This is a genomic window from bacterium, from assembly GCA_041649255.1.
In the GTDB taxonomy this organism is placed as follows: Bacteria; Hydrothermota; UBA3073; order JACQXS01; family JAQTXJ01; genus JAQTXJ01.
The window spans coordinates 48,661-61,417 of the sequence record JBAZNK010000019.1 but is presented as its reverse complement, the minus strand read 5'-3'; the positions used below and the strand labels follow the sequence as shown (position 1 = coordinate 61,417).

Here is a 12,757-nt window from a genome sequence, read left to right as displayed (position 1 = left end):
ACCAAAGCGGCAATACTAACTTCCATATGTAAAAATCCGTGAGTTATAAACATAAGAATTACAATGCCTAAAACGATTAAGCTTTTCTTGAGTAATTGGACGTCGGTTATTTTGTATTCTTCTTTTAGTTTTTTCAGAAGTACATCAATATTTTCTACTTTTGCTTTTGCATATTCTTTTCCAAAGTAAAACTTCATCATGAATATTAGTACAATCATACAAACTATTATTATAGGTGTAAGGTGGACTACAAACTGATTAAAAGTGAGTCCCGCATAAGAGCCAATCATAATGTTTGGAGGATCGCCGATTATTGTTGCCGTTCCGCCGATGTTTGAAGCAAGAATCTCAGGGAGGAGAAAACTAAATGGATTAATGCCAAGAACTATTGCAATTTCAATTGTAACCGGGGCTATAAGAAGCATAGTCGTTACATTATCCAAAAAAGCGGATGCTATTGCTGTTATGATTGTGAGGAGAACTACTAAAATCCAGATATTTCCTTTTGCAAACTGATAGGATTTATAAGCAAGCCACTGGAATACACCCGTGATTTTCATTATGCCGACGATAATCATCATCCCGAAGAGGAGAAAAATTACATTAAGATCAATAAATTTCATTGCATCTTCAAAGGAAATTATGAAGTATGCGTTATTGAATGAACCGAAGGTATATGTGACTAGAAGTATAAGAGCTGCTCCAAGAAAAGCTGCCAGAGTTCTGTGACATAAATCAAATCCGATAAGTATATAAACGAGAAGTAATATGATAACGGATATATAAAAAGCAGGTCCTAAAGTATGGTTAATTGTAATATCAGAGAACAAGGAATAAGTGCCTTCTTTATAAGCTAATTGAGATTTTTGTATTTCTAATTTGGCGTTGTTATAAGTAGGTTTGGAAGTAGTAATTTCAATATTATTGAAAGCTTGTAAACTATCGATTTGAAAGATAAAGTTTCCCTCGGAAGATGTTTTTTCTGTTTTATAGTATTTGCCGTCAATGGAAATATCTATTTCTGCGTCAGAGATGTTTTTTTTGTAAGAGTCAAATACCCTACCTGAAATATTTAGTTTATTTAAGCTGTCCTGCCCTGTTGATGCAAAAGAGGGTAAAGAAAACAGAAAGAGGCTAAAGAATAATATTTTTTTTAGCATTTATTTTTAGTTATTTTAATTTGTAATATGGAAAAGTCAATTTAAAATCCTTTTTTCAGAAAGTTATTATTTTTTCAATAACTTTTCATTTTAACTTGACTTATATGAATATTTAATGTTAAGTATCCTAAAAATGATTATAAATTTCTTTAGTGTATTTTTAAAATACTTTATTGATATTTTGCCTTCCCTGATACTTGGATTCACTTTAAGTGGGATAATTCATGAATTCGTTCCCCAGAATTTAATCAACAAGTATCTTACGGGTAGGGGAATTAAGCCAATTTTGCTTATTACTATTATTGGTATGATATTGCCGTTGTGTTGTTTTGGTGTTTTGCCTGTGGCATTAGGTTTCAGGAAAAAGGGAGTTCCTTTAGGTCCGATACTTGCCTTTATTGTTGCTACTCCGGCAACCTCATTGACGGCAATTCTTGTTACGTGGAGGTTACTTGGGCCATTAGTTACTTTATATCTTTGTCTGTCGGTTATATTAATGGGTTTAGTAATTGGTATAATAGGAAATGCTTTGCCATTTAAACCGGTGGACACGGCAACGGAAGGGTGTCCTATGTGTAATGAATGTTCGGATGTAGAAAAACACCAACATCATAAAAAGGGAATAAAAAGTCGTATTATTTCTATAATCACTTTTGGGTTTGTAGACGTTCTAAAAGATTTGTGGCGTGAGTTACTCATAGGTATAATTTTAGCTGCAGCCGTTGCATCCATAACGCCTTTAGGGGACATTGTAAAACAGTATTTTACGGGTTGGCAGGCTTATTTGTATATTTTAATTTTTGGATTACTTTCTTACGTTTGCTCTACAGCAAGTGTTCCTTTGGTTCATGCGCTTGTTTCTAAAGGTTTAAGCATAGGGGCAGGATTAGTATTCTTAATATCAGGGCCTGTTACTTCCTATGGAACGATGTTAGTTATTAAAAAAGAATTTGGATGGAGAGTGTTGATAATTTTTTTATTAGTTATTTCTATAATTTCATTAATATTAGGTTATTTATTTACCCTGATTGCGCCGCCTGACTTCTGCTCAAAACTACCCGCCGTGTTTAATGGACAACAGTGTCATTAAAGATGCGGTAATAAAAATTTGGCATGAAAATCATTATGAAAACAGAATTAGGTATTGATATATGTGTTAAAAATAGGTTTAAGTTATTTAAAGATGACAAGCTGGGACTTCTCATAAACTCTGCGTCTGTAGATTCGGATCTCAAATATACCCAGGATTTATTTATAAACAGTAGATGCAAGGTTGCTGCTTTATTTGGCCCTGAGCACGGAATAAAGAGCGATGCACAGGCTTTTATAAAAACAAAAGGGGTTCGTGATAATAAAACGGGAATACTGGTTCATAGTCTTTACGGCGAAACGCTTGAGCCAACGAAAGAAATGTTAAAGGACATTGATACAATGGTAATAGATTTACAGGATATAGGGACTCGTTATTATACGTATATATGGACAATGGCGCTGGTTATGAAGGCGTGCTCAAAGTATAATAAAAAAGTTATAGTATTGGATAGACCGAATCCGATAAATGGAATAACGTTGGAAGGCACTATATTGAATAAGAAATTATCTTCATTTGTGGGGATATATCCAATTCCCGTAAGGCATGGAATGACAGTAGGGGAGTTGGCAAAAATGTTTAACGAGGAATTCAAGATAAAAGCTAATCTTCAGGTTGTTAAAATGAAAAACTGGGAAAGAAAGACGTGGATGGATGAAACCGGGTTACATTGGGTATTGCCATCACCTAATATGCCAACGCTTGACACAGCTACTGTATATGCCGGGATGTGTTTATTGGAAGGGACTAACATTTCTGAAGGCAGGGGAACGACAAAGCCATTTGAAATCTTTGGAGCGCCGTGGATTAGAGAGGAGGAGTTATGTAAAGAGTTAGAAAAAGAGAACTTGCCGGGAGTTAAGTTTAGACCTCTTAGTTTTATTCCTGTTGCAGATAAGTTCAAGAAAGAGAGGTGTGGTGGTGCGCAAATGCATATTTTGGATAGGGATATTTTTTCAAGTTTTATTACGGGAATAATCATAATTAAAACGATAAAAAATTTATATCCGAAATTTTTTGAGTGGAAGAAACCACCTTATGAACCTGTAATAGGGTATACTTTCCCTAACTCTATGCCAATTGATTTATTAGTAGGCAATTCTGATATAAGAGTTCAAATAGATAGAAATTCTTTGCCTTCAAAAGAGGTTTTACAAAAGGAGTGGAAAAAAGAATTACTCAAGTTTAGCAAAACAAGGGAAAAGTATTTACTTTATTAGGTTATAAATAATATGGAAAAGTCAAAAGGGGATGAGTTTGTAATCATTTTTGAAGGGGAGCAAATGGATGCGAGTTTTCTAAAGGGTCTATTAGAGCAAGAGGGAATCTCGGTATTTTTAAAGGATGAAATAATGGGAAGCCTTTATCCATCATTTGTTGTTGGGGGAGTTAAGGCGATTATTAAGAAAGAAGACCTTGAAAAGGCGCAACCTATAATCAAAGAGTTTTTAAACAATCATTACGATAAGCCACAGGATTAAGGCAATATTGAGGTTATTTCATTAAAACCAATTTTTGTGTTTCCCTATAATTACCTGCTTGGAATTTAGCAAAATAGATACCTGATTTCAGTTTTTCCGAATTTATTTCTGACGTATAATAACCTAAATTTTTTATTTCATTTACCAATGTTTTTATGCATCTCCCGGAGATATCATATAATTTCAAGGATACATTGGTTGTGGTTGGCAAATAATAGCTAATGGTTGTTGATTTAGAAAATGGGTTGGGGTAATTTTTATATAATGTGAAAACTTTATCCGTTATTTTTTCTTCAACAGCCGGTCCATGTTTTGAGGAATAATAGACATAAGCGTTTATCATCAAGTCTCCCGGTAATTTTTTATTAGTTCCATAATCTAACATCCAACCTGTGTCTTCGGTTGTGTAGTTATAATAATTAACAACATTTTCATATGTCAAATTTTTTGAGCGACTTGAGTCAGTGCATATTGCAATGCTCAACCATTGAGAGGGGTGGGGGGAAGATACAGTTATGTGAAATTCCTCATCCATTGCGATAGAGGAATCAAAATTAATATATTCCCAATCCGGAGAAAAATGAGATGCCGTAATTTGTTTTTGGTAAACAAGGGAAGTCGGGGCCCCCTCATAATCATCTGTATATACCGAGACTATAAAGTCTGTTGAATTTGATGTGCTATCTTTATAAAGCATTACGCGGGCTTTTCTCAGTGTGCAAAGTTCTGTAGGCTGAAATCTCACGCCATAGCTCCAGATACTGTCAGAATTTCCCGTATATCCCGGGTAATAATGGTATTTAGGAGAACTGTCATCATAGGCTAAAAGATATAATTGGGTGTCGGGTTCAATTATTCCTACAGAATCAAAAGCAGCATTTATTACGGATTCGATATTTAAAGATACCGATGGATAAAGGTCAATAGCAGATTGAATCAGGGAATACCTTAAATCAATAAAGTATGAACTCTGAACGAGATAAGTTGTTAATGCCCTATACCATAGTTGTTCAGTTGTATCTTTGGTGATTAGGTTACTCATAAGGTATCCCGCATGGGCTGGAATAAGCATATTATAATGGACTCCTCCATTATCCGTATTGGAAGTTTTTGGGTAATATATATATTCTCTCATATGTGCAGGTAGGGGTCTAGTTCCAGCGCCTCCATTATGAGGATTAGTAATGTCTCTTAATGCATCTCCCGGAATCCCGGGTGTATAACAATCTTCTCCTGTGAGCCAGTCTTCTCTATCAATCAGGCAACCGAATAGGTCTGAAAATGCTTCATTAAGTGCGCCGTGTTGCCCGAGATATATAAGGTCTGCAGTTGACTGGGTTACGGCGTGAGTCATCTCATGTGCCGCAACGTCAAGAGCTCCTGCAAGGCAAGAAAGTAAAGAATCGTCACCATCTCCGAAAACCATATATCTGCCATTCCAGGAAGCATTATTATATTTATTCAAGTAGTGGACTACGCTTACTAACGAAGCCCCTGAATCATTCCAGCTATTTCTTCCAAAGGTATTGTAATAATAGTTGTAAATACTGTCCATATTGTATTGTGCGCTTACTCCTGCCGGCAGACGTGAATTATCGTTAAAGTTTTTATCCCCATTGGGATCTACTATAAGAGTAGCAGAATCGGTTCGCCACTTATTATGGCAATCCCACGTACTTATTGTCCCGTTGGTGTAGTTTTTCCTTAACGTATCCTTGTTAGGGAGAACTCCTTGCCACATTAATTTTGAAACATCAGCAAGGTAATAATTGCCGGATGCTTCGTATATACTAAGATTTACGGTATCTCCATTAACGAGAATACCTGTTCCGTTTGTTCCGCCATCGTATTTAATATTATCATATTTGAATATAACGCCGGAGTTTTTTGCATCTATAAAATATTCCCAGTCTCCTTGTGGAAAGTCTGTTTTTAGGGTTACTTGCCATGCAAGAAAATATTGACCATTGTCATGATAAATAGTAAGTTTGCAAGTAGGGGCTTCTAAGAAATCCCCGGCGTGTTTTAAGTCTTCTTTAGCTTTTGCAATAGCTATTTCTTTTGAAATTGTTGGTATTACATCAATAGTAGGCGTTGGCTCATACCTACCGTTAACCATATATATATTTGAATTTTTATCAAAGTGCACTATAAGTTGGCTTGCCCATACAGGAATTTCTTTATAGAACAGGTCTAATTTTAGATGAGTCATTCCTAACTTGTCTTTTTTCAGAGAGTGTAATTTTAATTCGCTTGAGGGTTCGCTTAGTTTAAAAAGTTCCTTATATTTCCCTATAAACTCAATTGCACTTGTCATTTTATCTGCTTTAGATGTGTTTGAAAATGTGCCTTTCAGAAAAGTGGGAGTGCCGTTATCACCACTAAATTTAATTTTTATTTTTTCTTTGGAATCATTTTTTAATGTCTGCATCAAAGTTTCTCGATTATTTACGGGGACTTTTTTATCTTGGGGTAGTTTTTTGCTCATACCACATAAGAAGAGTGTAGAGAAGCAAATAATAAAAAAACACGACAATATTTTATTCATTCGACCTCCTTTTTAAAAACAGCGAGTTTATGATTATATATGTGTGGCGAAATAGTTGTCTTGTCAACGCCTTTTATTTGTTTTTAAAGGAATAAATATTAAAAATTATTGATAAATAATTAAGTTGACAGTTAAGAATATTTTTTTAATATGTAAAATTAAATACGGAATAAAGGGAAAAATAAAAATGATGCCCCTGTAGCTCAGATGGATACCTGCCTGCCGGCAGGCAGGGAACACCGGTTTAAGACGGTATTAGTTGACAAATATGTATGTTTATGTAATAACAAACAATAAGAAAAGAATATATGTTGGAATGTCAAAAGACCCTAAGAATCGTTTGATAGAACATAATGCAGGAAAAACAAAGTCAACAAAAGGGTTTAGACCATGGAAGTTGATGTATATTCAAAAATGTAAAGATCGGGCAGAAGGAAGAAAACTTGAGAAAAAATTAAAATCTGGGTCAAAAAAAGAAGAATTAAAAAAGATGCTAAAAAATGCCCCTGTAGCTCAGATGGATAGAGCACCGGTTTCCTAAATCGGTTGTCGCGCGTTCGACTCGCGCCAGGGGTAGGTAGTAATAATATTAAAAATTAAAAATAAAAAAGAGGAGCGATTAATATGAAAGCATATATAGAAAAAATTGCGGATTACAAGGATAAAGAAGTCGAGATTAGCGGATGGCTCTATAACAAGCGTTCAAGCGGAAAGATACATTTTCTTGAAGTTCGTGACGGAACCGGGTTTATACAGGTAGTTGTGGTAAAAGGACAGGTAGATGAAGGCATATTTGAGCTTTGTGATAAAATTTCCCAGGAGTCTTCAATTAAAGTTGTAGGTAAAGTCAGGGAAGAACCTCGCGCGCCGGGAGGATACGAATTAGATTTAAAATCCATTCAGGTTATAGCGCAGGCAGAGGTTTACCCGTTACAAAAAAAAGAGCACGGTATTGATTTTCTCTTATCTAACAGGCATTTATGGCTGAGATCAAAAGCGCCGTGGGCAATTATCAGAATCAGGGATGAAGCAATTCGCAGTATCATAGATTTTTTTCACTCGAAAGACTTCATAAGACTTGATGCGCCTATTTTTACACCTTCTGCCTGTGAAGGGACGACTACTCTTTTTGAAGTTCCATATTTTGACCAGAAAGTTTATTTATCTCAGTCCGGGCAATTATATGCGGAAGCAGGTTGTATGGCATTTAATAAAGTATATACGTTCGGACCTACTTTTCGTGCAGAGGCTTCTAAGACTCGCAGACATCTTACCGAGTTCTGGCAAATAGAGCCCGAAGTTGCTTATGCAAAGCTTGATGACATTATGGAATTAGCGGAACAATTGGTAAGTTATATAGTCCAGAGAGTTCTTGAAAATAGACAGAAAGAACTTAAAATATTAGAAAGGGATGTTACCATACTTGAAAAAATAAAGGCGCCTTTTTATCGTATTAGTTACAAAGATGCTCTTGCTTTAGTTGATTCTGCAGGCGAAGACGTTCCCAAACTTCAATGGGGAGATGATTTTGGCGCTCCACAGGAAACGTATATAGCATCCCAGTTTGACAAACCTGTTTTTGTGCATCGTTATCCTACAAAATGTAAAGCATTTTATATGAAACCTGACCCTGAAAACCCTGAGGTTGTTTTGTGCACTGACTTGCTTGCTTCGGAAGGATATGGAGAAATAATAGGTGGTTCACAGAGACAGGAAGATATAAGTGTATTAGAAGAAAGAATAAAAAAAGAAGGATTATCAAGAGAAGCGCATGAATGGTATCTTGATTTAAGAAAGTATGGTTCTGTCCCGCATTCAGGCTTTGGGCTTGGGCTTGAGAGAGTATTATCCTGGATATGCGGATTACATCATGCTCGTGAAACAATACCATTTCCAAGAACTATAGATAGGGTGTATCCATGAAAAAGACAAAATCCAACCACCGCCAAGGCGGGGTGTCGCTTTGCGCCAAATCAAAAATCAAAAATTCCAATACTTCTTTTGAGTTAGAGGTTAAGGAGTATAAGTTTAGGATAGAGGAATTTCTTAAAAATTATTTAGAGGGAGAGAAGAAGAAGTTAGCATCTATAAGTCCGGTATCGTTACAAATAATGGACTTTGTGATTGAATTTTGTATGAGAGGCGGGAAACGATTGAGGGCAATACTGCTGATAAAAGGATACGAGGCTGTAGGCGGTAAAAAAGAAACGGACATTATTCATACTTCCATATGTATGGAGTTAATGGAGGCTTTTTTGCTGATACACGATGACATAATAGATAATGATCCTATAAGAAGAGGAGGGCCTTCTTTTCATAAGCTTGTAGGAAATTGGCGAAAAAGTGGTACTTTTGGTGTTTCTGCAGGCATAATGGCAGGGGATATGTTGTCAAATCTTGGCGCAAGCGTTATTTTATCTTCAAAGTTTAAAGAAGAGTTTAAATTAGGGGCATTAAAAGAATATAATGACTCTTTGCTTAGTTGTTTCCAGGGGGAATTATATGATGTAATTCTTGAAAATGAGAGCAGGGTTAGCGAAGAGCAGCTTTTAAGAATGATAGGCTTGAAAACTTCCTCCTACACTACTGTTGCTCCTTTGGTTATCGGTGCGATGTTCGGTGGGGCGAATTCCTCTAAAGTTGAGGTCTTTCGTAAGTTTGGGATTTTATTAGGGGCAGCTTTTCAAATTACGGATGATATACTTGGTTCGTTTGGGGAGGAGAAAAAACTTGGCAAACCCGTAAATTCGGACATCAGACAGGGCAAAAAAACACTTTTATCCATATATGCGATGGATAATGCTTCTTCTTCCGAAGCGAGAGTATTAGAAAGAAATTTAGGGAACAAAAATCTTACAGAAAAGGATTTTGACGACGTAAGAGAAATATTTATTAAAACCGGTGCTCTGGATTATGCAAAAAGCAAAGCAAGAGGATATATCTCAAAGGCTAAGAATCTTTTAATATCAGCGAGATTTGAATCCAAAGCTACTAAATTTTTATTGGAATTATCTGATTTTATGATTACCAGAAAACTATAAAGGGTTATTTTTTATCAGTGACTTTATTGAGTCCAAAATCCACGATTCCGGTTAGGGTTGCATCATCTTTATTGTCTCCAGACAGTGCGGGTATTTCCAGACAAGGTGTATTTTGTGGGATAGTTGTTGCCCATAATGTAGGACTATTAGAGGACGCGGAGATTTCTTTATTCTTAAACCACTTGTTCGTATAGTTTTTGAAATCAGTTGTTTTTATAAAGTATTTTCCTGAAGGAAATCCGGTTAAAGTATATCCTTCGGGGCTGCATTCTGCGATTTGGACTATATGCCCGGATGAATCATAAGCTATAACCTTTCCACCGTAGATTGGATTTTTAGTTTTTTCATCATAAACTTTACCGGAGATCTTTGATTTTCTTGGAGCAACACTAAAGTTGAAATCAACGGGAGTCAAACCCGTTATTTTAACAACTTCTGTTTTAGGGTCATTAAAAGTAGTCCCACCTCCGAGCCATATAGCGGAAAATTCAGTCCCGGGTGCAAAAGCGCATACTTTGTATTCTCCTATTGGAACACCCAGTATTTTATATCCTCCCGTGAACGTATTTTTAGAGGAGAAAGTTTCGCCTGTTTTTACGTTAAAAGCTACGATATAGAATCTTGTGCTATCCCCGGAGAGCAGATTAGTATTACAGAATACAAACCCCTGGATTATTCCGGCAGGTTCGAGTTTAAAATTAATATTGTCTGTAATTGAGCCGGATTTTACGGAGATTTTTTGAGCATTTTCAAATTTATATGTATTTTTATAATACTTGCTATAATAAGCTTTATTCAGGTAAGGCACAAAAGCATTAATCTTTAAGATATATTCTCCCTGAGGGAGGTTATGAATTTCGTAATATCCGTTAGAGCCATGTGACAGTTCTGAACCTTCAATTCTGTTCCAACGGGTATCATAGATTTCAAAATCATAATTTTCCAGAGGAATATTATTTCTATTTTTTACCGTTCCTGAAATTATTCCTTCTTGTTGCAATTGAAAATCTATATTTTTAAGGGTATCTTCTTCTTTTAAGCTTACGTATGTAACATTTAATACATTGTTTGTATCTTTCCAATATTTCCATGCATATTGACTTACTTTAGGTACAGGTTTTACTTTTATTATATAATCACCGGAAGGTAAGCCTGAAATGATATAATTACCTACTGAATCTACTTGTTTCTCAAGAGCTTTGTTATTTCCGATTACCTGTATCCATGTTTGTGTAGCGGGGGTAACTTTTCCGCAAACTGTGCCGCCTTTTTTAACTTCGAAATCGACCCCTTTTAAGGTGTCAAGTATAATATTAATCGGAATCAGGGTGTCGCTATGAGATGTGCCTATCCAGCCTTCCGGTTCTATAAACACGTGATATTTCCCGGGTTCAATTCCGCTTACAAGGTATTCACCGATTGAATCCGTTTGGCTTACATAATCTACATAAGTATTTTTTGATTTGTATAACTTCAGGAAGAACGGGGTATTTGGGATTGGCGTTTTGGAATTTTTTTCTACGAGTTTTCCTTTTATAACTGCTCCTTTATCGAGCAGAAAATTAATTTCCGAGGTAACGTTGTTATCTTTTACTATGACAACATTAGCTTCTTCCCAGTTATATGCGTTTTTATAATATTCGCCGACATATTTTCCGCCAGTTGAATATTCTCCGGAGTGGATTCGTAATATATACATTCCCGGAAGTATATCAGAGATGGCATATCCGCCTCTAATATTTGTGGTAGCGCCGTTTACCAAGTATCCATATTTATCGTAAGCTATTATGGGAACACCGGGTATTGAGTTTTTTGCGCCACTTTCATAGACCAGTCCCTCTATTTTTTTTATTGGCGAAGATAATTGTTGAACGACAGGTTCCTGTTTTACGCATCCCGATATCAACAAAACGCTTATAATGAGATGATAGAGTTTCATAGGTTATAAAGATGTTGTTATCAACTGTACGGGTATTTTGGAGCGTAAGTCCGCAAGTAATTCTGCTTCTCTTGCGGTTCTCTTTTCTTGTTCCAAATCCCACGATACTCTTGCTTTTACCTGTTCAAGTGGTTTCTTTTCGTATTTAGTCTTATTTTTATCGTAATATGTTTTTAATTCTTCATCTGTAGGACTGCATTTTGCGTTAATTTCTTTTTCTCTATATTGTTGAACCAATAAGTATTCCTGTCTTTCCACGAGTTGTTTTTTTATATCATCTCTTTGGTCAAACTTATATCTTGCAGCGGCGGCAGGTAAGAATTTTTCAAAAATGAGCCATCCTTCCATATAATCTTTTATAGCTTTTTCGCTATCGAATTTTCTGCCTCTTGCCATTTCCATATCCGCTTTTTTCTTAAAATCGTCTACTGTAATTACGCCGCCTGCCCATTTAACGAGAGCAGCAGGTCTATCAGTTTCTTTTATATCGTTCTTTATAATCTTCTTCATAAGATTACGATTATAACGCATATGCGCCATAGTTTTCAGGTATTTCAGGTAACCATCGCTTAATTTTCTGGTTTGTTCTCCTTTTAGTTTTTCTATTATTTTATCTTTTTCTTTTGAGAAATCGGGGAGTGGTTTATTTATTTTCTCATTGAGTTTTATTATACGATAGTTCTGAACGGGATAGGCAGAAGGTTTTGCAAATATTTTACGGTGCCATGGTATTATAGGAGAGGGTATTGGGCGTGAAAAAGCGCCAACGGTATGTAAAGAGAAAGCAATTTTTTCTACTTCTTTATCTCCGCTTCCTCTAGTAATATCTGTTGCCCCGCCGCCGTATTTTGCCGAATAATCTTCGGAGTATTTAACTGCAAGGTCTGAGAAACTTTTTCCTTTTCTTAATTCTTTATATACTTTAATTGCAGTATCTTTATCTTTTATGGTCATTTGAGATATTTTAAGTGTAGGTGTCATACGATGCCATTCTTTTACCAGTTTCCATGTGCGTGGAGTTTTTACTTTATTTAGGACGACTGTTTCATAAAGAGCGTTTATTGTTAGTCTGTTGGTAAGGTCTGTCATAGCTGCAGTTGTAAGGGTGTCAAATCTTTTTTCTTTGGCATCTATGAGCATAAGTTTAGTTGTAATCAACTGTTCCATAGCTTTGTTTTTGAGAGAATCCACATTAGTGCCAGCGCCGGGTTGATATACTTTATTAAATTCAGTCATAGTAATAACTTCGCTGCCTATTTTAGCAATTACCTTATTGCTATCATTGGGCGTAGCAGATAAAAGCCCTGAAATGAGTAAAAATGCAACCATTTTGCCTCCTTGAATAACCAGAAAAAACTATTGTTTTATAGTTTGATACTTTTATATATTTAATAGCCTATAATTAGAGATATTCTATTAAAAGTCAAGCATTATTTTTGCTGGAGTTGTCCCTAACTCTTATTTGTTATTTTCTCTCTTTATATAATAATAAACATAA

Annotated in this window: 10 protein-coding genes and 1 tRNA gene; 7 read left to right on the top strand and 4 right to left on the bottom strand. The window is 35.7% G+C overall.

Features of this window, described 5'->3' with window-relative positions; all coding sequences use genetic code 11:
- The coding region (locus tag WC614_11945) for an SLC13 family permease (protein MFA5033715.1) at positions 1-1,160 on the bottom strand (1,160 nt) is incomplete at its 3' end.
- Between the two features lie 133 nt (positions 1,161-1,293).
- Here WC614_11945 and WC614_11940 point away from each other — a divergent pair.
- The 3 genes from WC614_11940 to WC614_11930 are packed head-to-tail and all read left to right on the top strand — an operon-like array spanning position 1,294 to position 3,731.
- Positions 1,294-2,250 carry a permease gene (locus tag WC614_11940; protein ID MFA5033714.1) on the top strand — a complete coding sequence of 319 codons (957 nt, stop codon included), beginning with the start codon at positions 1,294-1,296 and terminating at the stop codon, positions 2,248-2,250.
- A gap of 35 nt (positions 2,251-2,285) precedes the next feature.
- Entirely contained in the window at positions 2,286-3,470 is a 1,185-nt protein-coding gene (locus WC614_11935) for a DUF1343 domain-containing protein (protein MFA5033713.1), read from the top strand.
- A 12-nt stretch (positions 3,471-3,482) separates the two neighbouring features.
- The gene (locus tag WC614_11930; protein ID MFA5033712.1) at positions 3,483-3,731 is read left to right on the top strand and encodes a DUF2007 domain-containing protein; all 249 of its coding nucleotides are present in this window, start codon (positions 3,483-3,485) and stop codon (positions 3,729-3,731) included.
- 13 nt (positions 3,732-3,744) lie between these two features.
- On the opposite strand, the gene WC614_11925 is transcribed toward WC614_11930, so the two are convergent.
- On the bottom strand, positions 3,745-6,279 hold the full coding sequence (locus WC614_11925) for a M4 family metallopeptidase (GenBank protein MFA5033711.1): 2,535 nt from the start codon (positions 6,277-6,279) through the stop codon (positions 3,745-3,747).
- Between the two features lie 268 nt (positions 6,280-6,547).
- On the opposite strand from WC614_11925, the gene WC614_11920 reads away from it, so the two are divergent.
- The 4 genes from WC614_11920 to WC614_11905 all read left to right on the top strand — a co-directional run bounded on the left by WC614_11920 (position 6,548) and on the right by WC614_11905 (position 9,320).
- Positions 6,548-6,820 (top strand): GIY-YIG nuclease family protein, encoded by a 273-nt coding sequence (locus tag WC614_11920; GenBank protein ID MFA5033710.1) that lies wholly within the window; start codon positions 6,548-6,550, stop codon positions 6,818-6,820.
- Positions 6,782-6,855: transfer RNA gene (locus WC614_11915), tRNA-Arg, on the top strand. Before WC614_11920 ends, WC614_11915 begins: the two co-directional genes overlap by 39 nt.
- 48 nt (positions 6,856-6,903) lie before the next feature.
- On the top strand, positions 6,904-8,202 hold the full coding sequence (gene asnS / locus WC614_11910; GenBank protein MFA5033709.1) for an asparagine--tRNA ligase: 1,299 nt from the start codon (positions 6,904-6,906) through the stop codon (positions 8,200-8,202).
- Complete coding sequence (locus WC614_11905) at positions 8,199-9,320, top strand: polyprenyl synthetase family protein (GenBank protein ID MFA5033708.1); 1,122 nt, start codon at positions 8,199-8,201, stop codon at positions 9,318-9,320. Before asnS ends, WC614_11905 begins: the two co-directional genes overlap by 4 nt.
- A 4-nt stretch (positions 9,321-9,324) precedes the next feature.
- Here WC614_11905 and WC614_11900 read toward each other — a convergent pair whose 3' ends face one another.
- Positions 9,325-11,259, bottom strand: coding sequence for a carboxypeptidase-like regulatory domain-containing protein (locus WC614_11900; protein ID MFA5033707.1), 1,935 nt, complete (start codon positions 11,257-11,259; stop codon positions 9,325-9,327).
- 3 nt (positions 11,260-11,262) lie between these two features.
- The gene (locus tag WC614_11895) at positions 11,263-12,588 is read right to left on the bottom strand and encodes a peptidylprolyl isomerase (protein MFA5033706.1); all 1,326 of its coding nucleotides are present in this window, start codon (positions 12,586-12,588) and stop codon (positions 11,263-11,265) included.
- Positions 12,589-12,757 lie beyond the last annotated feature (169 nt).